This window comes from Wolbachia endosymbiont of Chrysomya megacephala, assembly GCF_008245065.1.
Taxonomy (GTDB): Bacteria; Pseudomonadota; Alphaproteobacteria; order Rickettsiales; family Anaplasmataceae; genus Wolbachia.
This window is the reverse complement of the sequence record NZ_CP021120.1, coordinates 907,120-930,517: the sequence shown is the minus strand read 5'-3', so window position 1 is coordinate 930,517 and position 23,398 is coordinate 907,120. Positions and strand designations below refer to the sequence as shown.

The window sequence follows — 23,398 nt, the reverse complement described above, 5'->3', positions numbered from 1 at the left end:
AAATAGCTTATTCTAGTATATTTCTGGTTTATTCAACTACGATAAGTGTTTTCATTTCTTCCTCTTATTATCTTTCTAGCCTTATACCTTGGAAGTGGTATTTATTTTTCTTTTATCGGACTTGGTAATCCTCTTCATCAAATTTCACCGTTAGTTTGCTTATTACCAGCATTATTTTTTGCTATTCTATTTAATAAAAACAAAATTCAGCATAGCGTTGATACTCTTATAAAAGGTATGGGGAATAAAACTACTCTTACCGTGTGTTTGATTTTTCTCCTTGCTGGGGCATTTTCTACTGTTACTCAATCGCTTGGTAGTATAAATGTTATTGCTAGCTTAACTATTTGCTTTCTTCCAGCACAATTATTACTTCCTGGAATGTTTTTACTTTCTACTTTTATTTCAAGTGCAATCGGCACATCAATCGGAGTTATTGCACTTATAACACCAATAGCTGTTAATTTAGCACAAAATGGAGCTTTTGATTGTGCAGTGGGTGTTGGAGCTGTGATAGGTGGGTCTATGTTTGGCAGCAACCTTTCAATGATATCTGACACTACTATTGCTGCTACTTCTTCACAAGGAGCTTCAGTAAAGGATAAAATAAAACTCACTTTCAAGACAGGATCTGTTACAGGTCTTATAATACTTATTTATCTAGTAATAATTTCAAATAGTACAGAAGTTGTTTCTATCTCAAGTCTGAATTATTTATCCATAGTCAAAATTATCCCTTATATATCTTTAATAATTATGGGTTTATTTGAAATAAACACTCTAGTAACATTAGCTATTAATATGGTTATTGCTGGGATATTAGGAATAGCTTTTTTTGATTATTCTCTTATTGAATATTCTCGTGACATATATAGGGGTTTTTATAAGATGAATGAAGTAATGATATTTATTCTCTTCAGTAGTGGATTAAGCCACTTAATGTACGAATACAGTCAGAAAAAGATAGATATATTCACCGATAAGGTGAATATGACAAAAACTCAAGCTGAATTTATGATTGCGGGAATATCATCTCTGTTTACTATTTTAGTTTCCAGCAATGTTGTTGCTATTTTATTAACTAGTAATATTGCGAAAAGACTTGCACAAAGATATCACATTGCACCACACCGTAGTGCGTATTTATTAGAAATATTTACTTCTATCACAAAAAGTATCTTACCTTATGGTTCTCATGTATTACTAGCAAGCAGCATTGCCTCTCTGTCACCTATCATCGTACTAACAAAAGTATATTATTGTTTTGTTTTTGCAGCAGTTGCAATAGGTGAAATAGTGATTAATGGCAGACTTCATGCGGTTGTAGCTCCTCAATTACCATAAACAACTCTTTAAATTTTCACTCAATTTGTTGATAAATTAACAAATATTATAATCTTTGCTAAAATACTTATATAGTACCAATTCTTTTAAAGACATAGTATTACTAATGTTATAAAAAATGTATCAAAATAGTGGAGAAAAAAATGCCTGATTATTATGAAATATTAGGAGTAAAAAGAGATGCTACTCATGGTGAGATAAAAAAAGCATATCGCAAATTAGCATTGAAGCTTCATCCAGATAAATTGCTTGAGGAAGTGAAAGAGCTAGATAGGCTAGAAGGAAAGAAGAAGGACGGAAGGCTACTATCACAGTCGGAAGAAGATCAACGGGCTCAACTTGAAGAGAAATTGACAAAGTTCAAGGAAATATCAGTAGCACGCAAAGTGTTATCTGACCCAACAAAAAAAAGCCAGTACGATAAAGGAAAGTATGAGTATGGGGATTGTAGTGATGAACTGGAGTTGTTGAGGGAAGAGATGAGTAAACTTAAACAAGAAGAGAAAAGAGAAAAATTTTTTAATGAAATATATATTATGTATTGTTCGAAAAGTCAAAAATTAATCGAAGAGAAAATAGAAAGGCTAAAGAAGAGTTTAAAAGAAATAGGCAAGATGGGCAAAGCTAAAGAGACTGAAGAACCAACTGAATCCGAATATGTAAGAACTATTCTGGGATTGTTGTTACATATCCAGTCAAATAAGTATGAAGAGTGTGATGATATAATAAAGAAAGTTACAATTGATGCTGGTGACATTACATTTCTAGTGCAAATTGCTATTATGTACGATCGTGTGGCATTTTTCAAGCTCTTTGAAGGAAGGATAGAAATATCACGAAATGAAATCTTAAGCTATGCTTATGAATACCAATCTGAAGAGTTTTTGGATTATTTTTTTAATAAGTACTTAGATAAATTAGATATCAACTATAAAGATAAAGAAGGAAATACAGCTTTACATCATACATTAAAATGGTTGGATTTGGGTAAATCGAAATACCAAGGTTTTGTCAAGTCACTTCTTAGTAAAGGTGCAAGGCTTGATGTTAAAAATAGCAAAGATGAAACTCCATTTGATCTCTTGGTCAATTATGCTACATACTTCTCTCGTAAGGAAAAAGTAGTAGAAAAATTAAATAATCTTTCGGTGGTGCTTAGTGGTTGTAAAACCGATGAGCTAAAGAAGCTAGAAGGTACTTCTGCGTTGAATGAACTAGTAGATACTATTGTTAGATATAAGCATAAAAAAGCTCTAGATCTTCTAGTTGAAAATAACATAAAGATTTCAAGTACTATTTTAGAAGGTATTGTTAAACACAATTGGAAAAAAGAGATTTTTGATTGCTTTTTACATAGAAAGAAATATAATTTTCAGGATGAAAATGGGAATACACCTCTACATCATGCTTTAAGAAACTTACAGCCCTATACGTCAATGCTTCGCAAAGTTGAATCACTTGTGAGTGCAGGTGCGAGATTTGATGTTAACAATGACCAAGGTGAAACTCCGTTTGATCTCTTGGTTGAATATGTTGAGAAGGGGTTTTATGGTCAAGCGTCAAGGTTAAGTTATGCTTGGAAGTTGTTTAACAAATGTGAAAATAAAGATGTACTAAGAGAGCTAAAATATAAAGATGGTACTACTGCATTAGATAAACTAAATGAGCTTCGTATTAAGTGTCGTAATACTTCTATCATAGTTGCTTCTACGTTAGCAGTAGTAGGAGTTGCTTTAGAAGTAGCTATTGCAGTTTACTCAGGAATGTTAGCGTTAGGAATAGGAATTGGAGTTTGTTGTCTTGTTGTTGCTGCAATCATATACCATTGTAATAGTCCTGCAAATTTATTGAAAGATAGCAATGCTGAAGTTGCAATTAATCAAATGGCATTAGTAAAATTATAACTTAAGATCAGAAGAAATGGCAGATCAAGTTTAATAATGTTAATTCAGTAATATATTTAGTAAAATCTAAAACTAAGAAAATTCTATACTTGCAACTCTGTGAGATGCTGGTGGTATCTATCTTACTTTCTTGATAGGAATACAGATTACAAGAGATAGGCGATGGAATTTCAAAGAGTTTGCAAATAATAGTTATTATTTGTAGAATATAGAAAAGTTAATAGAGATTTTAATAGTATGCCATCCGTTACTTTTATTTTACCTGATGGAAGTAAGAAAAGCTATGAAGCTGCAGAAGGAGAAACTCTGCTTAATTTAGCCCACAGAAGTGATCCAGATCTGCTTGAAGGTGCATGTGAAGGCTCTCTTGCTTGTTCTACATGCCATGTGATTGTTGATTCAAAATTTTATGATGTTGTAGAAACACATAACCCTATATCTGATGAGGAAAATGATATGCTGGACCTAGCTTTCGGTTTAACAGAGACATCGAGGCTTGGATGCCAAATAAAAATCACAAAAGATATTGACGGTTTGTGCGTAACCGTGCCCAGAGGTACAAGAAATATATCATTAGATAAATAAGAGGATAATGCGTAAAATTTTTATCTATATTCTTATCTCCTTACCTTTGTTTATTCCTCTAGCTTATAGTGGTTTTTGGTATTTTTCTGCATTTAAGGTAAAAAGTCTTTTAACTGATTACATTAATGACGAAAAAGTTGATATTTCACATGATTTTAAGGGGTTTCCTTTTAACCTAGTTTTTCGTGTAACGAATCCAAAATTTTCTAATGAGCAATTAACTGTTTCATCTGAAGCTTTAATGATAAAAAACAGATTATTTGATAAGTCAGTATATATCTATATACCAAGCAATAAAGTAAACATTGCTGTCCGTAGTGATGAGAAAAAGAATATAAAGTGTCACACACACGTGAGTAGCCACTTTGTTGTTAAACTAAATGATTTACTATCTTCATTAAAATTCAACAGAAATAGCACTGTAATAGACTATATAGATACATTTCGTTACGAAGATTATGGATTAAAATGTGATGTTTTAGAAAATCAGCAAAGTGTTATAACTGAAGTGAATGATAAAAGTAATTACATTCAATTTCACTTTGATAAAGAACTGAATGAAAATACTAAACTAGAATTTGATTTTTATACTTACCGTTATAAACATACTGCAAGTCCTGAAAATTACCTTAGTGTCGACGCTAAATTAGATTATGAATTTGTAAACCATATTTCAGCTTCTAAGATTAATTTCAACATAGAAAAATTTTTGATTGAGAGTAATAACTTTTCTATTGCTGCGAATGGTGGAGTAAGTAATTACAATTTAGTTACATCTTCATTTGAAGATAAAATCAATGTAGCCATATCAAATTATAAAGAATTAATTTCGTTTGTGACTAATGATTCAAAGACTGCAGATAAATTGGAAAAATCAATATCTTCCTTATCAGAAAAAATCACTAATAACGACATTCAATTTTCAATAAAGTACGACAATAATGTAGGTTCAGGCTTTATTGGAAAATTATCCACTACTGATTTTATCACTCAATTCACCAAGAATGAGAATAGTAATTAGCTTACTTTTTACATTGATATTCCATTTAAGCATAAATGCTTTTACTTTGGATGATAAACTAAGAGACGAAAGCATGGAAGAGCGAGCAAGTAGCTTATTTGCAGTAATAAAGTGTCCAGTATGCTCTGGTGAATTATTATCCGAATCTGAGTCTCAAGTTGCATATGGTGTGCGTAAGACAATTCGCAAGAAGATCAGTGATGGATATACTAACGAGCAAATAGTTTCAGAGTTAAAAAATTCTTATGGAGATTCAATTATCATTGTACCACCTGTAAAATCTAGTACCTACATTTTATGGTTTACTCCTTTTATAATTCTTCTTATTGGATGTTTTCTAGTACGAAAATCAGTTCAGAAAATAGATAAAGTAGTAAAAAGATAACTATAGAGTAAAAGTGAGTTTACAACAAATGCAAGTAGCTACTATACGAACATTTGAGTTTAGATCAAAGATTGTAAGGTTAAATCTTCCATCCAAATAACCACGCACTCTACCTGCTTATCTGGGTAGACTTCTTGCACTAAGGTTTTATAGATCAACATTTGCTTTTTTATTTCATTTGATGAGGAAATAGAAACGTTATGGTGTGATTTATAGTCAATTATGATTGCTTTGTCTTCTGTTATGCACAGTCTGTCTAGCCGCACTAATACTGGTTTTCCGTCAATTGTTCCACTAAGTGGAATTTCTGATTTGCCCTCCAAGTCGAACAGGTAATCATATTTTTCATTAAAGGTTAATATTTTGCTGTAAATTTCATCCTTATCTTCACTAGTGTTTATGCTATCAAGATATTTCCTAACCCAATTTTTTCTCCTGTCTTTCTCTATCTTGGGCATATATTGCAATATACTGTGAATTATTAAGCCTCTTGCATAGCTGTCTGTCGTCCCAATGCTCCTTTTTGTCATTCCAGCATTCTCATCTGTCATCCCAGTGCTTGACACTGGCTTTTTTTCTCCAGGTTCCAGCGTTACGTGCTGCAATGACATTGATAGGTTTGATGGAGGTGAAATCACTGGAACATCAAAATAATCACGTTTTTTATAAATAGAAGGGTAGTTTGCATTCATGCATAGCACTTCAACTTTTTCTTTAAATATCGGCTGTAAGTATAGTTTTTTCCTCTCATATAATGCTCCATATTGAATAACTAGATCATACCAAGAGCCCTTTTGCACTGGCTCTTTGCCTAAAATGTATAACTCATCTTCAGCACGCGTAAGTGCCACGTACAGCAAACGCAAATATTCGTTATAATCCTCTAGTTTTTTCTCTCTTTTTACTTGATTACAATAAGCATTACTATTTTTGCCACACCAAAATGGTGCTTCCGTTGCATCAAACAAAATATTTTCGCTGTTTCTTGGTACCGTATTTGTGTCAACTAAAAACACTATTGGAGCTTGTAGACCTTTTGATTTATGAATTGTCATTATTCGTACAGCATTGAGTTTTGATTGCATATCGTTTTTAATCTCAGGATTATTTTCTTTGATCCACTGAACAAATGCTTGAAGAGATGGGTGCTCAAATTGCAATACGAGGTTCATAAATTCGTCTAGAATCTCGAAGCACTCAAGACCTAGCCTTGCAGCAAATTTCTTCCTGCCTGTGCGCAATATATGAGTGAATAGTGTAAGGGGGGATTTTGTCTGAGATAAATTAATTAGATAGTTTAATTCATTAGAGATAATCTCCTGATAATCTTGAAGTTTTTCCCACAACGACTGTTCTTTACGATCGTATGCAATATTGAATAAATCATCCTCAGTGAAGTTAAATAGCGGTGATTTTAAAACATTTGCAAGAGCAAGATCATTTGCCTGGAGGAGCAAAAATTCAGCTAAAGCTATTAAGTCCTGCACAGCTATGTAATCCATAATTCTAAAATAATCTCGGCCTATAACTGGTACATTTACTTTTTTTAGTTCACTTATTATGTAATCAACTAACACATTTCGCTGCCGTACCAAAATCATAATATCCCTTGGTTCTATATGACGATCTTTGGCGACTAAAATCCGCCCTTCGTTTAACCAATTGTGAATTCTTTGGGCTATTGCCTGAGCAAGTAATCGATCCTTTACTACATAATCTTTCCTCTGTGTTAAATGAATTTGTAAGGCTTGCTGCTCTTCCTCTTCATATCCTGGCAGTAACGGCCAAATTTCAATGTATCCTTGATCGTTTTCTCTATATGGAATATGTTTTATCTTGTTATCATTGAAAGATATTTCTTCACGAAAATTGTTAAATATTCTGTCTACAAGCATCAAAACTTCTGGAGTTGAGCGAAATGACTTTTCAAGTTGACATGATACCCAATCTCTGCCACCGGTTTTCGTGTGAAAATATTGCTGCATGTAATTAAATAGATGGGGATTTGCTCCTTGAAATCTGTAAATGGATTGTTTTACATCCCCAACAACGAATAAAGTTCTCTTTTCGTCACCACCGGTAAAAAATTCATTGCAGAGATTTGTTATAATTTTCCATTGACTGATACTATTGTCTTGCGCCTCATCAACAAGAATGTGGTCTATTTTTTGATCTAGATTAAACAATATCCAATCTTTATAGCCTGGATTGCTAAGGAGATTTGTTGCTAAATTGATGATATCATCATAATCAAGCAGTGCATTCTTTGATTTTTCACTATTATATAGATCAACATATACTTTAAATATACTAAGTAAACTACTGGTTCTTGCGAATATTTGATAAGAATTTATGTCCTTTACATGGGTAAACAATGCATTTTGAATGCTTTCTATCATTTGCTCTACGTCTTCAAATTTTTCCAAAGCACCCTTTGTTATAATGGATGATATGCTCTTTTTTTCGTACGATTCTGATTTGAGAAATACTTTAGCTAAGTTCTCTATCTTGTTGTCATCCAAGTAGCTGACACTGGGATCCATATTTCTTTTTTTCTGGATCCCAGTGTCAGCTACTTGGATGACAACATTTGGTACGGACGATTTTCTGCTATTACACCAATCATAAAGTATCGCACTGTAACTCTGATCTCTTTTGCTGCCCTCACTTAATATTTTAGCTAATCTTTTTATCTGCTCAATCGTTTCACTCTGTAAATCGTGAATCTTATCTGGGGCACTTAGTTTATCTTTGATATACCCTAAATTATTTTCTAGAGCTGATCTCTTTATACATAAGGTATAGAGCAAATCACTCAGCTTGTTTTCATCAAATTCAGCTGCAATGATATTTATATCGTCCTGCACAGTTTCATTATGAAGCGTTTTTTCAAATATGATGGAATGCAATTCTTTACATTCGCTCAACGTACAATTTGGAGCGATACCAGCTTCTGTAGGAAAGCTGGAGATTAATTTGTAACAAAAGGCGTGTATAGTTTGAATATTAAGACCAAGATTTTCCAGTTCAGAAAAAAGCCTTCTTGCTCTTGTTAAATAATCTTTATTTTCTCTGGTTACACACTGGGCTAATTGTTCTAAATCTGCGACCAATATACCCTCTGGATATATTGCCCACTTACTAAGTGTACTGTAAATGCGATCCTCCATTTCATTTGCTGCAGCATTGGTGAATGTTAAGCAGAGAATATTTCTCTTATTCTCTAATAGAAGTCTTAATACTCTGTCTATTAAGATCTTTGTTTTACCTGTACCAGCTGATGCACTTACCCATACAGAGAAGTTAGGATTTATGGCATTTGATCTCATTAGGAGTGTATAAAGTTTGACTGAAGTGGCATTTCAAGTATAGTAAATAAGATAGTGTTAGTGAAGATATACAGATGGAAAGTTTTTGTGTAAAGGCTCCTGCAAAGATCAATCTTTTTTTACATATTATAAATAGAGAAGAAAGAGGGTATCATTTAATTGAAAGTTTGGTTGTCTTTGCTAAACTTTCTAGTTTTTTAGAGATAAAAGTAGGAGAAAAAAACTTTAGATATGATAACTCTACAGTTGAATTTGTAAATTCTGAGTTTAGAATAAATTATCGATATAATACTATAACGAGAGCAGTGAGTCTACTGCTTAGGCATGCTCCTGTACGCACTAAAGTCACTGTGAAGGTTGTAAAAAATGTACCAATTGCTGCGGGATTTGGTAGTGGTTCCTCAGATGCTGGAGCTGTGATACGCATGCTGGGAGAGCTTTGGAACATTGATAGGCAATTTTTAAATGATATAGCTTTAAGCGTTGGTGCTGATGTACCTGCAAGTATAGATAGTAAGCCAGTTTTTGTCAGAGGTGTTGGTGAGGAATTATGCCCCATTAAACAATGCTCTTTACCCACAAGTCTGGTACTTGTGAAACCGAAAAAAAAGTTTTTGAATACATCAGAAGTATTTTCCAAGTATAAAGAGGATTTCTCTCAGCCAATTAAGTGGAGTGATAACACTGAGGAGAATTTGTTAGAGCTTCTTAAAGAGACAAAAAATGACCTGCAAGAAGCAGCAATAAGTCTTGTACCTGAAATTCAGAATGTAATATCAACACTAGAGTCACAAGAAGGCTCTATACTTTCTCGTATGTCAGGTAGTGGTGTAGGGTGTTTTGGAATGTTTGATAGTGAAGAAAGTGCAAAAGCTGCAGCGGCAAATATCAAAAAGGAATATCCAGAATGGTGGGTGTGCGACACGGAATTAATGGTTTGATTTATGCCCTTAATTTCCAAGAAGAAAAATCTTATAGATGGTTACAGGGAAGAAAGATTTTGGGTAAATAATCAAGAATATCATGGCTCAATTATAATTTTTCCTGAAAAGGTGATTGAATTGAAAGAAAGTGATATAAATAACAAGGAGTATTTTAAATCTTTTTTAACAGAGGAAATAGAGATTTTGATAATAGGTACTGGTAAGATACGCGATTGTTCAATGAAGTCTTATCTTATGGAGCAAAAGAATTTAAATTTTGAATTTATGACGACGGGTTCTGCATGCAGAACCCATAACGTTTTAATATCTGAAGATAGATTTGTTGTCAGTTATCTGATAGCATGTTAGAGATATTTACACAGAGTTTTTTTATAAACAGTCTAATTGCGGTAATTATGATTAGCCTAGTCACAGGAGCTCTAGGGTCATTTATGATATGGCAAAGGTTATCGTATTTGGGTGATAGTTTGTCCCATTCTTCATTGCTTGGTATTGCACTTGCTTTGATCTTTAATATCAGCCCATCGGTAAGTATAATGCTCATTGCAATTATGTTTGCTATACTACTTTCTCTTAATTTTAATAAATTATACTCTGCTGATACGATATTGAACATAGTTACCAATGTAGTTTTATCATCGAGTTTAATACTTATGTCTTTTCTTCCATCAGGTAATAATAGTATTATTAGCTCACTTTTTGGTGACATATTAATGATTGACCAAAGTAATATAATATCAATTTTTCTAACCTCCGTAATAGTTACTTTGATATTAATATTTAGATGGCGCTATTGGCTGATGATTTCGATTAATCAAGATTTGGCAACAGTTGAGAAAGTAAATGTTAATTTTGTTAGGCTAGAATTTTTGATTATACTCGCTATCTTTATTGCAATTTCTGCTCAATTAATAGGAATATTACTCATTGCTGCATTTTTGTTAATACCTGCTGCATCAGCAAGACTCATTTCAAAAACTCCAATGCAAATGATTATTGTTGCAACAGTTTTTTCTGTGATTTCTGGAGTATCAGGTTTGATATTATCTGCAAGTTTTGACTTATTAACTGGACCTGCAATTATACTTATCGCAGCTGTGTATTTAATCATTGCTTATTTTATAAGATTGGTGTTAAGTAGATTGACTTAATTTTGGTCTCGGAAGTTCATAATTCATTAACAAATGAGTGTAACTATCTGAGCGTAAAGTAGTTTTTGCTACGTTGTTTTTATGTGCTAATTGTTAATTTGTGGAGTGAAAGATATGGCCGAAGGATTTTTTTCTAGATATATAGGACAGCCTATAAAAAATTTTTATAATTATGTTACGGGAAAGAAAGAAGTGTCTGATGATATGCAGAATACAGCAAATCAAGAAAGCTCAGAATTGTTGGAAACTGATGTGCAATCAAATGATGTACCACCAAATAGTGATAATATAATATAGATGGCATGAGAATCACGCCATCTAAAGTTAAAAAATTCCTTGAGAAACCCGATACTTTAAGTGGTGTATTAATTCATGGGAGTGACAATAGTAAGGTCGATATTTTTGTACAGGAAATAATTGCCAACTTGAATGAGTATTCAGTTCAGGTGATGGATTTTGCAGTAGTGAATAAGTCGCCTGGCTTGTTATTTTCCGAGTTGGCAAACATTTCGATGTTTACTAAAAAAAGGTTAGTTAAGCTGATAAATGTCAGTGGAAGTATATCTAAAGAGTTAAGAAACATATTGGATCATAATATAGGCGATCATTATATAGTAATGATAGCAAATGATCTTCCATATAGTTCTACAACTAAAAGTTATATGGAAAGCTCAAAAATTTTCGGTGTCATTACCTGCTATAAGGACAGCGGTAGTAATCTTTGTGATATTATATCAAGTTACTTGAAACAAAATGATATAGAGTGCACAAGTGAGATAATCTACCACTTGCAGTCTTATTTTAATCATAGCAAACTGCCTATATATTCAGAGCTTGAAAAATTAGTTTTATATCTAGGAAAAAGAAAAGATCTTAAACTTGCTGATATAGATCTATGCTTTTCAACCTCCGGCAATGATTATGTTACACTTGATAATCTGTGCTCTGCAATAGTGAGTAAAGACATGGGACAATTCATCAAAATTTCCGATGTATTGATATTACAAGAGAATTTTTCACCGATAGCATTAATCCGTATTATATCAAATTATTTTCTACGGCTAGAAAGCGTTTTGCTGTTAATACAAAATGGAATGAATGAACAAGCTGCAATTGACCAGCTGAGTCCTCCATTGTTCTTCAAACAATTGCAGAGTTTTAAATCTCATTTGAAAAGTTTGCAACTTTCAGAACTTAAGAAGATCTTAGAAAATTTGATGAGCTTGGAAGTGACTTGTAAAAGAACTGACTTGGACCATAAAATGATCTTTCAGCATGAGATTAACTATTGGTGTTATTCGTTCAGCAGAGTAGTAAAATAAGGTAGACGAGAAAAAACAACTAAATGTTGTCATGAAAGTAGCTGACACTGGGATGGCTTTGTTGCATCACTCAAGTAAAAAGAGCTAGCAGTTACTGACAAAATTCACTATAAGACAAGCATTTAACCTACGAAAGAAAAATATGTCACAAAAAATGAGAGTCAGTAACTGCCATGAATATAACAAATTTCTCCAAGAGAGGGGAAATATTTTTCATTTTATTAATGAAGCAATTGAGAATTGGTACGAAAAAGGTCCAAAAATGGCTGGTGGCAACTATATTTATAGCGATAAAGTTGTGATTTTAGTGCATATAGTCGCTAATCTCTTTAGAATTGGCTTAAGACAAACGGTAGGGTTTATAGAAGGGTATTTGCAGCAAATAGGAAAAAATTTGCAGATTATCAGCTATTCACAAGCTTCAAGGAGGTTTAGAAAACTCAATATTAAGATCAGTGACTGTAGAGTTAACAAAAATGATACGGAAGGTATTGAAATTGCCATAGATAGTACAAGTATCAGATAATACCCCTGGTCACAGTAAGGAAAATAGCGAAGTATCGCAGTTATAAACAGGTAAGAAAGCTGCATGTAATGCTGGAAATAGGTAGCAAAAAAGTCATAGCTGCAAAATATAGTAGAGGAGTTTATTCTGATCATTACGGAACCTGTGATCTTATTGAAAGAGTTGAAGCTCAATATAAGCACACTGTATGGAGATAGGTCATATAACCGAAAGAAATTATATAAATTGTGCAATGAACTTGGGATAAAGACAAAAATTCCTCTGCAAAATAATGCAGTAGAGCATCCAAAGTTAGACTATATGGCAGAGAGAAATGCTGCAATTAGACTAATAAAGTCATATGATAAAGATAATATAAAGATGTGGAAAAAGCAAATAAACTACGGAAAAAGATCTTATATAGAAAGTTTTTTCTCGCGACTGAAACAAATATTCGGATTTAATTTTCGTAACAAATCTGAGGTTAATCGTGAAAAGGAACTGCTACTCAAGTGTTATTTGCTTAACAAATTTACTGATTTTGGTATGGCTAAATTTGAAATAGTTACATGAATTTGTCGTAAATCACCACTACATGAAGTGTTATGCAACAAAGCCCACTGGGATCCAGAAATATGGGATATGTATAGAAGTTATTTTAAAATACAACGTTTTGGCGAGATTATGGATTCCAGTGTTAGCTACTTGAATGACAGGAGCAGAAACTGGAATGACAAGAAATCTAATATTTTCACATTTCCTGAACAATGCTTATTGGTGTCATTCAAAATACATTCGGTGCATTTAAACCTTTTGTATAATTCTTTGGCTTTCTTCTAACCTTGCAATAATGCTCTCTCTACCGATAAAAATTAATAATTTAGCGAGTTCTGGACCTGTTTCTGTTCCTGTTAAAGCGAGGCGCAACTGCATAAATAGATCTTTTGCCTTTATATCAATTGTCTGTCGAATATTTTTAACCCACTCTGATAATGTGTTTTCATTACAATCACCTTGAGGTAATGTGCTTAGCGCTATTTTTATAAACTCTTTATTAAGAACCACAGGTTCTATACCAAATTTGCATATTTTCCACCATTTGGCCACTTCAGAAAACTTTTCTATATTACTCCTTATAAAATACCAAAACTCTGAGCCAATTTGACTTAAACGATCTTGCACCATTTCAAATGGCATTTGTTGTAGCACTTTGCTATTTAGCTTATAAATTTCACTCAAGCTGAATTGTAAAGATGCTGAACTAAATTTTTTGATATCAAATGAGTCAATTAAAGACTGCATATCAATATAAGCTTCTATCGGATCAGATGTTCCAAGCTTTGCTAAATAGCTAGTTAGCGCCATTGATTCAATCTCATCTTCTCTTATGGACTTAATATCCAGCCCGCCTTTCCGTTTCGATATTTTGCTATCATCAAAGTGTAGTAAGGGAAGGTGGGCAAAGATAGGAATTTTCGCTTTTAATGCTTGAATCATTTGAATCTGAACTGCGGTATTAGTTACATGATCTTCCCCACGTACAACATGGGTTACATTAAAGTCAATGTCATCAATAACAGAAGGTAGCATGTACGTATAAATTCCATCTTCTCTTTTTACTACAGGATCGCTGATATGAATTGTTGCAATATTTATTTCGCCTTTAACTTCATCATTCCATTTTACAGTTTTATTTCTATCCAATTTAAATCTGAAATGTGGTTTTCGTCCTTCTTGCTCATAACGAATTTTCTCTTGCTCAGTTAAAAGCAACGCACCTTTATCGTAAACAGGGGGAAGACCTTGTTTTAATTGCAATTTTCGTTTAGTGTCTAATTCTTCTCTTGTTTCATAACATGCATAAATATGACCTTCTTTCATTAACTGTAAGAACACCTCGTTATAGCGCTCAAAACGCTCTGATTGCTTAAAACTTGAATTCCAATTTATGCCAATCCATTTTAGGTCTTCTATGATATTATCTACATATTTGATATCTGAACGCTCAAGATCAGTATCATCAAAACGTAGTAAAAATTTTCCATTTTGATTACGTGTGTACATCCAACAAATGAGTGCAGTGCGTATGTTTCCTACATGTAGGTAGCCAGTTGGGCTTGGAGCGAATCTTGTTAGCATTTAAATGATTACTTTAGTTTATTTTAATTTTATATAAATGTACTGCTAAAGCAAGATTCTTCTTTGTCTTGGTGTTAGTTGCTACAAAGTACAGCGAACATGAAACCTTTTTGTTAGAGTTCCATGATCTGCCTAAAATACTCTGAAAGCACGGCTTTAGTTATTTACTCTAAATATATTATACGTATACTTGTTATTAAATTAAATTTGAAATGATAAGAAATGAGTGAATTTAAATCAATCCGCAATATTGCAATAATTGCACACGTCGACCACGGAAAAACTACTTTACTTGATAACATGTTAAAACAAAGTGGCACGTTTCGTGAGAATCAAGAAGTTCAAGAACGAGTGATGGATAGTGGTGATCAAGAACGTGAACGTGGGATTACAATACTTGCAAAATGTACGTCAATAATGTGGGGTGATGAGAAAATCAATATCATTGATACACCAGGACATGCGGATTTTGGTGGAGAAGTGGAAAGGGTGCTCTGCATGGCAGATGGTGTATTACTACTGGTTGATGCTGCAGAAGGTCCAATGCCACAGACTAAGTTTGTGTTGTCAAAAGCACTAAAGGCAAATTTAAAACCGATTGTGATAATCAATAAGGTTGATCGACCAGACAGCAGAATTGATGAAGTACTAAATGAAATATATGAGTTATTTTTTAACCTTGATGCAACCAACGAGCAACTAGATTTTCCAGTACTCTATGCTTCAGGTAGAAATGGTTGGTGTGCTAAGGAGCTATCTGATGAGAGAAAAGATTTAAGCCCATTATTTTCAACGGTGATAGATTACATAAAACCTTCCGTTTATGATCAAAATGCACCTTTTGCTATGCTAGTTACTTTACTTGAATCTGATAAATTTCTTGGCAGAATATTGACAGGAAAGATTTACCAAGGAATCGCGCAAGTTAACTCAGATCTTAAGGTAATTGATCTTGATGGTCAAGTGGTTGAGCGAGGGAGATTAACTAAGTTACTCTCATTTTCTGGCTTAAAACGCGTTCCAGTAGAGCAAGCTGTAGCTGGTGATATCATTGCCATTGCAGGACTTGAGAAAGCTTCAGTTTCAGACACTATAGCAGCACCAGAAGTTACAACTGCGATCAGCTCAACTCCAGTTGACCCGCCAACAATGGCGATTACTATAAGCGTGAATGACTCACCTTTTGCTGGGCAAGAGGGAACAAAACTTACCTCAACTGTTATAAAAGATCGTTTATATGCAGAAGCAGAAACAAACGTTGCAATTACTGTAACTTTGGCTCCAAGTGGTGAAGCATTTGAAGTAGGTGGACGTGGTGAGTTGCAGCTTGGGGTACTGATTGAAAATATGAGAAGGGAAGGTTTTGAACTTTCAGTTTCACGGCCTCGAGTGCTGTTTAAAGAAGAAGATGGCAAAAAACTTGAACCTATAGAGGAAGTAGTAATTGATGTAGATGATGAGTATAGTGGAATCATCATGGAAAAACTTAGCTTTCGAAAAGGTGAAGTAACTGACATGAGACCTTCTGGTAGTGGCAGAACTAGGTTGACATTTTTAGTGCCATCAAGGGGATTAATTGGCTATCAAGGAGAATTTTTAACTGATTCTCGCGGCACTGGTATAATCAACCGTTTATTTCACAGTTATGCTCCACATAAAGGTTCAATTTCCGGAAGGCGTAATGGGGTTTTAATTTCAACAGACAAAGGCGAAGCAGTAGCGTATGCAATTTTTAATCTGCAAGATAGGGGAATTATGTTTATTAAGCCACAGGATAAAGTATATTGTGGCATGATCGTCGGTCAGCATAGTCGTGACAATGATTTAGAAATAAATGTACTTAAAGGTAAGCAATTAACAAACGTAAGAGCTTCAGGTAGCGATGAAGCTATAAAGCTTACTCCACCAAAAATAATGACACTGGAGGATATGATAGCATATATAGACGATGATGAATTAGTAGAAGTAACTCCAAAATCTATGCGTTTGCGTAAGAAGTTCCTCGATCCAAATGAACGTAAACGTGCAGGAAGGGCGAAGAATAAAGAGTAATCAACGTTCCTGATAAAAATCTGGATGAGCTACTCGGATAACACCATCATAAAGGGAACCAGTGTCAGTTACTTGAGCAGGTATTGGGATGACAAGAGAAGGCTACAAAGGTGTCATGCAAGTGGCTCATCCAGCTTTTTTATAATCATCGAAAACATTGTATTTTAACATTACTTTTATACTTATAAGTTTCTAGGCACTGGGTTTGTTGTAGACTTACTTTTACTTTACCCCCTTATTTTACCACTCCGCTTGTATATTTTTATATGAGGCTTTTTGCGAAAATTTTTCATTTTGTGTAACATGATATATATGAAAATTGATCACGAAGTTAGTATAATTATTGAGGCCATAGAGAAATTTGGTGGTGAGGCAAGGCTTGTTGGTGGATGTGTTAGAGATTCAATTTTACAGCGTGACATTCACGACATCGATCTTGCTACTAATCTGCTGCCTAATCAAGCAGTTAAAGCGTTAAAACTCCGTAATATAAAAACTATTCCAACTGGCTTAAAACATGGAACTATTACTGCGATTTTAAATAAAAGATCCTTTGAGATTACAACGCTAAGGCATGATATAAAGTGTGACGGTAGACATGCGAAGGTAGAATTTACTAATGATTGGCAAGCTGATGCTTCAAGGCGCGACTTTACGTTTAATGCTCTTTATGCGGACAAGCATGGCCATATATACGACTACTTTGGTGGCATTCAGGACTTAAAAACACGAAAGTTAAACTTTATAGGTAACGCTGAAGATAGGATTAAGGAAGACTATCTACGTATTTTAAGAGCGTTTCGTTTTCACGCTAAAATATGCATAGGAGATTTAAGTGATGAAATATTGGATGTGTGCAAAAAGCATTCGCACATGATTCAAAACCTCTCTGGAGAGAGAATAAGAGAAGAAATATTTAAACTCTTGGAATGCAATGATCCTGCTCCAACACTTAAGAGCATGCAAAAATCTGATGTTTTACAAAAAATTATTCCAAAAGAAGTAAAATGCGAAATTTTATCTTCACCACTTCTTATCAACACTAAACCTCCTATAAAACCCTCAGCGTATGTCCATACGCCTTTCCTAGATCCCACAATCGATGCACTAACAAAATTAGCTTTGCTTATTAGGACTGCTGAAGATAGAGCGAGTCTTGGGGAAGAAGTGAGCAAGTTTTTACGTCTTTCAAATAAGCAAAAGAAAAAAATATTATTTTTATTATCAAACAATATCAAAACAGAGCTTTCAGAAAAAGAGCAAAAGAAATATATATCTTTATTTGGTAAGGAATTATATTGTGACTTAATGAAGATTTGTGGTATTGAGTCTGGAACAAATGTTGATGAGTATATTTTATTTGCCAATATATTCAATGTTCCAAAATTTCCTTTATCTGGGGATGATTTAATAATCATAGGTCACCAACCAGGAAAAAGTTTAGGTAGAAACTTAGAATTGCTACGACAACACTGGGAAGACAGCTCCTACACTTTAACAAAGGAGGAGCTGATACTTTATGCTAAGAGCCTACTCTAGTTACTCTCTGAATGTTTGATGAAGTAGTGTGACGCATGGAAGAGTTAGGTGTTAATTTGTATTCTTTTTTAGCTTTATCTGTTAATTGATACTCGTTTACTCCTCCTTGAGTCTGATTACACATTCCCTGATCTGGGGATAAAAATTTATCTCTTATACTTGATGCCAGTTGTTGAACCTTATCTGAAAAACATTTTATTTGAGCTTCCGTTAACTTCTGCACAACAAATTTTTTGACTGAATCATTATTGCTATCATTTCCCTGAGCCAAAAATTTTGTGAAAGAACTTATTATTGCTTCACTATCTTTTTCATTGAAATACAACTTGTTTACACAATTTTTAACAAAATCTCCATTTTTAATGGAATGTTTTTTACCAACTTCTGTAACAACTTTGTTAACATTAGTTTCTATGATCGCTCTTCCAGATTGAACCAAATTCTCTTCCAACAGTGCAAGTAACTTATCACTTTCAAATTTACCATCACCTTGATTTGATAGAGACTTTATAGTTTCCTCAAGCACGTTATGGCAAAAGTGTTCTCCTTTAAATTCAGGAAAACTTTTTTTCAATTTTTTATTTTGATCAGATAAAAATTTATCGAGATTCTTATTCCCACGAAGCTTAGAGAAACCATTTGAAAATTTTGACTTAATAGAACCAGAAGTAGAGAAAATACTCTTTGTATCTGCTTTAGTTTTTTTATTAATATCTTCTGGCTTTTTACTAGCGTCTTTTTGCTTGTTTTGTAACTTTTGTTGTTCTTGATTATTTGACAATTGCTGTTGCTCCAACTGCTTTGGCGTGCTTGATAAGCTTCTCTTTAATTGATCTATTTCAGCTAACAGACCTTTATTTTCTTCCTGTAGTTTTGTAATATCAATTTTCGATCGATTTTCTGCTTGCTTATGTTCCTCTTGTGACTGCTTAATCTGCTTCTCTTGCTTTGCAAGTTCTTCTTTTAACATTTCTGTCAGATTCGAATGAGTTTCCTTTAAGATATCATCTATTCCCGCTGATTCCCACTCTTTACTTTTTTCTAATGCCTGTACTTGTTCTTGTAGACTAGTAATCTTACTTTCTAATTCTTTTTTCTCTGTTTCAGTAGCATTTAGTTTACTAATTGAATCACTTTTGTCTTTCTCTAATTGTTGTTTAAGATTCTCTACTTCAGCATCTTTTTCCTTAGCTTGTTCTTTCAATTCATTAATTTCACTTTCTAAATCTTGTTTCTTTTTTTCAATGGTATTTAGATTAGTCTTTTCTTGCTCTAATTGTTGCTGAGCACTTTCCAATTTTTTTCTAAATTCAGCATTTTTTTCCTCAGCTTGTGTGAATTCTGCTTGTTTCTCCTCAAGTTGACTTTTTAATTCCCTTATTTTAGTATCAGATTCTTTTTTTAACTGATCAACTTTACTTTCTAAATCTGTGTTTTGCGCTCGTAGGCTTTTATTCTCTTTCTTCACAGTTTCATCTATGTCTTTATTTGTATCAGCAAGTGAAGTAATTAATGTGTCTTGTTCTTTTATTCTTTTATCTTGATTAGATATGGTTCGCTGTTGTGCATTATTTTTATTCTCCATTTCCTTTTTCTCTTGTTCTAATCTTTCATTTAATTGCGTTAAACTACCTATTTTCCCATCTTTTTCTTCTACCCTTACTGAGAGCATTTCTATTTTATTTGCAAATTCTTTGCTGCACTCAATTAATTCTTTCTGCAAATGTAATATCTCCTCAGACTTTTCCTTGAACTGTGCTAAAAATTCTTCTCCTCTTTTTTGTGCAATTTTTACCAATTCACTATAGTTCTTTTTAAGTCCTGCAAGTTTAGACTTTAACTCTTCATTTTCTAATTCTAAGTCTTCAATCTGCTGTGCTTGTGCTGCAAAAAATTTAGCAAATATTTCTTTTTCCTCTCCTAATGATTTTACTTGTTCTTTAAGTTTAGTAATTTCTTTCTCTTTTTTAGTTAATTCCTGATTTAAATTTGACTGATTTTCCTCCTTCTTACTACCTTCTTTCAACTTTTCTTTTAATCTCTCATTTTCATCCTTCAATTCCTTTTCTCTGTTAGAATTTAAAAGATCATCAGTCTGAACCACATTATCTGCAATATTGTAATGTAGGATACTCTTTGCCCATTGATTCCACTTTTCTGGCAACATTCGTCCAATTGTTTTTAGATATAGCCAAGCAAGCACAGTGGATAAGCTATATTTTTTTTCCTTTTGTTTAGGTTCGTAATTAACCTTATTGTTAGCATTTAGCATAAAATTACCTAATTTTTAAAGTATTGAAGTTATATATATTAATATAATTATTAAATAAATTATAATATAAATGTTAAATTGTGTGAAAATTTTTATAGATTTTAAGTAGAAATACACATGTTCGTAAGCACAGAATTTGCTTTTTCTATTGCTCTTGCTAACATTTCTTGTTCATTGTGCTGATTTTTCACGTTGATTACCTGAGCTGCCAAATTTGCAGGGAAAGTGACCAAACTAACTTCCCATAGCTCCACTTGTTTTAACACTCGAGCTCCGCTTTCATGATCAACATCATACTCTATTGGTATATAGCCAATCGAAAGCCCGTTAATAGTTCCAGTTTTGAGCATTAAATATGCTTCCTCTGCTTTTTGAATACCAAAAAGCAAATGTGCAGTTATATATAGGCCAATATCATTTTCGCAAATATCCGTAATATTACCTATAGGCTCGCTCGGATTGTGCTGCCAAAGAAGTTTTATCTGACTTTTATTTAAGTTATTCTTAAATGCTCCTGGTAATATCAGATCATTTTGCTTATCAACTATATTAAAAACGCTCGCATAGCCAGAAAATACTCCGTTTTCTTCTATGCTTTTTATTGATAATGGTGAATAGAGAAATTTCTTATTCATAAGTCCTCCTTGTAAATTATGGTATTGGGTTTGCCAGCGCTCTGAGCCAGCTTAAAATGTTGTATAGATTGTTTTCCTATATCTCAGGATGAGTATAAGGCACTACAATATAATTCTATTGTATGCAGTGCTTTGAAAATGTGGAAGTACTTTTTTAGTTATAAAATTTGTCATTTTATATACATAAGGGTAGGGTTTGTTGCACATTGGGTTGTTCAACAGCAGCGTTTTCCAGATTTGTAGAAACAGCTTCGTTTGTAGCTTTTCCTAGAAGGAAGCCAAATCCCAATGAAACAGCGGCTATAAAACCATTCATTAATGACTCTGTCCATGTTTCTCCCTCGTATTCTTGATAGATTTTAGAATATATCATTATTGGCTTCATTCGGGTTTAAATTTCTTCCCAACTCTTCTGATGTTTTCTCCCCAGCATCTTGGGATTTTGTTGATGAACTTTTCTGTAAGTTTTCTAATTCTTGTGCGTCCATCAACACCTCACTATTAAAGCTTAAGTACAAATTATACAGCACTATAATTGTTTAGTCAAGGTAAATACTAGTATATTAAGTAAATATTTACTATATTAATATGATTGCTTAAATTCACAACTAATTGTTTGGGGGAATAAAAAGATTGTGTTTTGTAGGTGATTTTCGTAGCGGAAGGTATTACCCCAGTTTTACAACACCCGGGGTAACGATAAAGAAGGAAGTAGGGAAAGTTATTTATAATAGTTTGAAGCTATTACAAGTTTATATGCTCTGTCCTTGAATATTTGTTTGTTCAATAGTAGTACTTTCCAAATTTGTGGAGATAGTAGCAAACATCCTTCTCGCTAAAGCCGTTGACAATGCAGCACCAATTCCAGCTCCAGTTGCAGCTATAAAACCAGGGCCTAATAATTCCATATTTGTTTCAGTGCTGCTGCTAGTTATATTGTTAATTAACATCATCGCGCCTGCTCCTAAAGCTGCTACTAACCCAATCCTTGACGGTTTACTTGTTGCATCAAGAGAATATTGTACTACTTCTCTAAGCTCTGAATTACTGTTTTTTAACGCTACTGCTATTGATGCTGGTAACATGACCATTATTGGCATGGATAATAGTCCTCCAAGTGTTGCACCAATAATTTCACTCGCTTTTGATTTTCCAAGATTAACTCCTAAGGCTGTTATACCTAATACTCCAATTGAGGTGATAATCCTTACATTTCTCTCTTCCATTTCTCTCACATGCGCCTCATATTGTATTGTAGCTTCTGCTACCGCTAACCCAATACTATTTGGTTGCTGTGGAATCTGATTTACTCGCCCTAACTCTTGTGAAGTTTTCCCTCCAATACTTTTGACGGCATCTTCTAAGTCTAATAACGATCTGTTATTTAACCTTACGTTATCTTGACTATCACAAAAGACAATGTAGTCTAAAATTGTCATTCTCAGATTATTCATTTCTATATCATCATTAATATGATCTTTTAATATACTTATAATCTCTAATGCTCGCTCCTTCATATCTCTTTCTTCTTCTGCACTAGCTGGTGCAAGTATGAGAAAAATTATTCTAAGCAACTCTAGTTGTAAGTTTTTTAAATCCATAATAATTATCATTAATATTGAGTTAAATAATATAGTACTATAATTACTTAATTAAGATTTATATTAATATATTAAGAAATAAGCACTAAAAAATGATATCCTTAGTCGTAAAATACAAAAAGAGCGGAGCACCCAGTGCCACAACACTGGATAACGATAAAGAAGGAAGTAGAGAAAGTTATATGTAATAGTTTAAAACTATTACAAGTTTATATGCTCTGTCCTTGAATATTTGTTTGTTCAATAGTAGTACTTTCCAAATTTTGTAAAGATTCAAATTCTTCTTGCATATCCAGTATGTCTTCTATTACTTGCTGATCTTCATCTCTTTCTTCTAATTGAAATGCTGCTGCTTCTTGAGGTGCTTCTAGCAGTTTTTTTAATATTTCTGTGCGCAGTTTCTCTGTTATTGATTTCCACTGTAGCATTACTAGCATTTCATTTTGCAGCACTGACATTTTCTGTAGTGTTTTCACTTTTTCTGACAGTCCTTTATTTTCTTTTTGCAATGCTTCTATTTTTCTTTGCTGATACTGATTATCTGAATTTGTCATTGGTAATCCATGCATAACCTACTCCAAGTTAAAATTTAGACATTATTAATTAAGTGATACAGTTTCTTTAGTCAATCAATATATTATAACATTACGATTAACAACTAAAAGAATAG

20 protein-coding genes and 1 pseudogene are annotated in these 23,398 nt (G+C 33.3%); 13 read left to right on the top strand and 8 right to left on the bottom strand.

Going from position 1 to position 23,398, the window contains the following annotated elements; all coding sequences use genetic code 11:
- Positions 1–45 precede the first annotated feature (45 nt).
- The 5 genes from CAI20_RS04515 to CAI20_RS04495 all read left to right on the top strand — a co-directional run bounded on the left by CAI20_RS04515 (position 46) and on the right by CAI20_RS04495 (position 5,239).
- Entirely contained in the window at positions 46–1,344 is a 1,299-nt protein-coding gene (locus tag CAI20_RS04515) for a Na+/H+ antiporter NhaC family protein (protein WP_149168873.1), read from the top strand.
- Positions 1,345–1,487: 143 nt separating this feature from the next.
- Positions 1,488–3,248: a TomO hydrophobic C-terminal domain-containing protein gene (locus tag CAI20_RS06805; protein ID WP_149168872.1), complete on the top strand. Its 1,761-nt coding sequence runs from the start codon at positions 1,488–1,490 to the stop codon at positions 3,246–3,248.
- 237 nt (positions 3,249–3,485) lie between these two features.
- A complete protein-coding gene (locus CAI20_RS04505; protein WP_007302681.1) occupies positions 3,486–3,833 on the top strand; it encodes a ferredoxin family 2Fe-2S iron-sulfur cluster binding protein in 348 nt (115 codons plus the stop codon).
- A 7-nt stretch (positions 3,834–3,840) separates the two neighbouring features.
- On the top strand, positions 3,841–4,854 hold the full coding sequence (locus CAI20_RS04500) for a hypothetical protein (RefSeq protein ID WP_007302682.1): 1,014 nt from the start codon (positions 3,841–3,843) through the stop codon (positions 4,852–4,854).
- On the top strand, positions 4,838–5,239 hold the full coding sequence (locus tag CAI20_RS04495; protein WP_012481753.1) for a cytochrome c-type biogenesis protein: 402 nt from the start codon (positions 4,838–4,840) through the stop codon (positions 5,237–5,239). Before CAI20_RS04500 ends, CAI20_RS04495 begins: the two co-directional genes overlap by 17 nt.
- A gap of 59 nt (positions 5,240–5,298) precedes the next feature.
- On the opposite strand, the gene CAI20_RS04490 is transcribed toward CAI20_RS04495, so the two are convergent.
- Entirely contained in the window at positions 5,299–8,568 is a 3,270-nt protein-coding gene (locus CAI20_RS04490; RefSeq protein ID WP_149168871.1) for a UvrD-helicase domain-containing protein, read from the bottom strand.
- Between the two features lie 74 nt (positions 8,569–8,642).
- Here CAI20_RS04490 and CAI20_RS04485 point away from each other — a divergent pair, with 74 nt between their 5' ends.
- The 6 genes and pseudogenes from CAI20_RS04485 to CAI20_RS06925 all read left to right on the top strand — a co-directional run bounded on the left by CAI20_RS04485 (position 8,643) and on the right by CAI20_RS06925 (position 13,063).
- The gene (locus tag CAI20_RS04485) at positions 8,643–9,509 is read left to right on the top strand and encodes a 4-(cytidine 5'-diphospho)-2-C-methyl-D-erythritol kinase (protein ID WP_149168870.1); all 867 of its coding nucleotides are present in this window, start codon (positions 8,643–8,645) and stop codon (positions 9,507–9,509) included.
- Positions 9,510–9,512: 3 nt separating this feature from the next.
- The gene (locus tag CAI20_RS04480; protein ID WP_007302686.1) at positions 9,513–9,860 is read left to right on the top strand and encodes an Mth938-like domain-containing protein; all 348 of its coding nucleotides are present in this window, start codon (positions 9,513–9,515) and stop codon (positions 9,858–9,860) included.
- Positions 9,854–10,663, top strand: a complete 810-nt coding sequence (locus tag CAI20_RS04475; RefSeq protein ID WP_052264732.1) for a metal ABC transporter permease — start codon at positions 9,854–9,856, stop codon at positions 10,661–10,663. The genes CAI20_RS04480 and CAI20_RS04475 overlap by 7 nt, the downstream gene beginning before the upstream one ends.
- Positions 10,664–10,777: 114 nt before the next feature.
- On the top strand, positions 10,778–10,960 hold the full coding sequence (locus tag CAI20_RS04470) for a hypothetical protein (RefSeq protein ID WP_007302688.1): 183 nt from the start codon (positions 10,778–10,780) through the stop codon (positions 10,958–10,960).
- A gap of 5 nt (positions 10,961–10,965) precedes the next feature.
- On the top strand, positions 10,966–11,985 hold the full coding sequence (gene holA, locus CAI20_RS04465) for a DNA polymerase III subunit delta (RefSeq protein ID WP_007302689.1): 1,020 nt from the start codon (positions 10,966–10,968) through the stop codon (positions 11,983–11,985).
- A 142-nt stretch (positions 11,986–12,127) separates the two neighbouring features.
- Positions 12,128–13,063: pseudogene (locus CAI20_RS06925) on the top strand (IS5 family transposase).
- A 231-nt stretch (positions 13,064–13,294) separates the two neighbouring features.
- Here CAI20_RS06925 and gltX read toward each other — a convergent pair.
- Positions 13,295–14,629, bottom strand: coding sequence for a glutamate--tRNA ligase (gene gltX, locus CAI20_RS04450; RefSeq protein ID WP_019236368.1), 1,335 nt, complete (start codon positions 14,627–14,629; stop codon positions 13,295–13,297).
- Between the two features lie 222 nt (positions 14,630–14,851).
- Here gltX and typA point away from each other — a divergent pair, with 222 nt between their 5' ends.
- Entirely contained in the window at positions 14,852–16,681 is a 1,830-nt protein-coding gene (gene typA / locus CAI20_RS04445) for a translational GTPase TypA (RefSeq protein ID WP_149168868.1), read from the top strand.
- A gap of 312 nt (positions 16,682–16,993) precedes the next feature.
- The gene (locus CAI20_RS04440) at positions 16,994–18,220 is read left to right on the top strand and encodes a CCA tRNA nucleotidyltransferase (protein WP_149168867.1); all 1,227 of its coding nucleotides are present in this window, start codon (positions 16,994–16,996) and stop codon (positions 18,218–18,220) included.
- Here CAI20_RS04440 and CAI20_RS04435 read toward each other — a convergent pair.
- The 6 genes from CAI20_RS04435 to CAI20_RS04415 form a co-directional block, all read right to left on the bottom strand.
- The gene (locus CAI20_RS04435; protein WP_149168866.1) at positions 18,204–20,492 is read right to left on the bottom strand and encodes a hypothetical protein; all 2,289 of its coding nucleotides are present in this window, start codon (positions 20,490–20,492) and stop codon (positions 18,204–18,206) included. The two genes, CAI20_RS04440 and CAI20_RS04435, sit on opposite strands and share 17 nt — an antisense overlap.
- Positions 20,493–20,593: 101 nt before the next feature.
- Entirely contained in the window at positions 20,594–21,127 is a 534-nt protein-coding gene (locus CAI20_RS04430; protein WP_007302694.1) for an HK97 family phage prohead protease, read from the bottom strand.
- Positions 21,128–21,302: 175 nt separating this feature from the next.
- Entirely contained in the window at positions 21,303–21,512 is a 210-nt protein-coding gene (locus tag CAI20_RS04425) for a hypothetical protein (RefSeq protein ID WP_012481750.1), read from the bottom strand.
- The gene (locus CAI20_RS06780; protein WP_019078577.1) at positions 21,487–21,615 is read right to left on the bottom strand and encodes a hypothetical protein; all 129 of its coding nucleotides are present in this window, start codon (positions 21,613–21,615) and stop codon (positions 21,487–21,489) included. Before CAI20_RS06780 ends, CAI20_RS04425 begins: the two co-directional genes overlap by 26 nt.
- A 264-nt stretch (positions 21,616–21,879) precedes the next feature.
- Entirely contained in the window at positions 21,880–22,728 is an 849-nt protein-coding gene (locus CAI20_RS04420; RefSeq protein WP_149168865.1) for a hypothetical protein, read from the bottom strand.
- A 209-nt stretch (positions 22,729–22,937) separates the two neighbouring features.
- The gene (locus CAI20_RS04415) at positions 22,938–23,297 is read right to left on the bottom strand and encodes a hypothetical protein (RefSeq protein WP_019236364.1); all 360 of its coding nucleotides are present in this window, start codon (positions 23,295–23,297) and stop codon (positions 22,938–22,940) included.
- Positions 23,298–23,398: the final 101 nt, after the last annotated feature.

Coding starts and splice junctions, on each gene's coding strand:
- CAI20_RS06805 (WP_149168872.1), top strand. CDS start 1,488: ATGCCTGATTATTATGAAATATTAGGAGTAAAAAGAGATGCTACTCAT.
- CAI20_RS04505 (WP_007302681.1), top strand. CDS start 3,486: ATGCCATCCGTTACTTTTATTTTACCTGATGGAAGTAAGAAAAGCTAT.
- CAI20_RS04500 (WP_007302682.1), top strand. CDS start 3,841: ATGCGTAAAATTTTTATCTATATTCTTATCTCCTTACCTTTGTTTATT.
- CAI20_RS04495 (WP_012481753.1), top strand. CDS start 4,838: ATGAGAATAGTAATTAGCTTACTTTTTACATTGATATTCCATTTAAGC.
- CAI20_RS04490 (WP_149168871.1), bottom strand. CDS start 8,568: ATGAGATCAAATGCCATAAATCCTAACTTCTCTGTATGGGTAAGTGCA.
- CAI20_RS04485 (WP_149168870.1), top strand. CDS start 8,643: ATGGAAAGTTTTTGTGTAAAGGCTCCTGCAAAGATCAATCTTTTTTTA.
- CAI20_RS04480 (WP_007302686.1), top strand. CDS start 9,513: ATGCCCTTAATTTCCAAGAAGAAAAATCTTATAGATGGTTACAGGGAA.
- CAI20_RS04475 (WP_052264732.1), top strand. CDS start 9,854: ATGTTAGAGATATTTACACAGAGTTTTTTTATAAACAGTCTAATTGCG.
- CAI20_RS04470 (WP_007302688.1), top strand. CDS start 10,778: ATGGCCGAAGGATTTTTTTCTAGATATATAGGACAGCCTATAAAAAAT.
- holA (WP_007302689.1), top strand. CDS start 10,966: ATGAGAATCACGCCATCTAAAGTTAAAAAATTCCTTGAGAAACCCGAT.
- gltX (WP_019236368.1), bottom strand. CDS start 14,629: ATGCTAACAAGATTCGCTCCAAGCCCAACTGGCTACCTACATGTAGGA.
- typA (WP_149168868.1), top strand. CDS start 14,852: ATGAGTGAATTTAAATCAATCCGCAATATTGCAATAATTGCACACGTC.
- CAI20_RS04440 (WP_149168867.1), top strand. CDS start 16,994: ATGAAAATTGATCACGAAGTTAGTATAATTATTGAGGCCATAGAGAAA.
- CAI20_RS04435 (WP_149168866.1), bottom strand. CDS start 20,492: ATGCTAAATGCTAACAATAAGGTTAATTACGAACCTAAACAAAAGGAA.
- CAI20_RS04430 (WP_007302694.1), bottom strand. CDS start 21,127: ATGAATAAGAAATTTCTCTATTCACCATTATCAATAAAAAGCATAGAA.
- CAI20_RS04425 (WP_012481750.1), bottom strand. CDS start 21,512: ATGAAGCCAATAATGATATATTCTAAAATCTATCAAGAATACGAGGGA.
- CAI20_RS06780 (WP_019078577.1), bottom strand. CDS start 21,615: ATGGACGCACAAGAATTAGAAAACTTACAGAAAAGTTCATCAACAAAA.
- CAI20_RS04420 (WP_149168865.1), bottom strand. CDS start 22,728: ATGGATTTAAAAAACTTACAACTAGAGTTGCTTAGAATAATTTTTCTC.
- CAI20_RS04415 (WP_019236364.1), bottom strand. CDS start 23,297: ATGCATGGATTACCAATGACAAATTCAGATAATCAGTATCAGCAAAGA.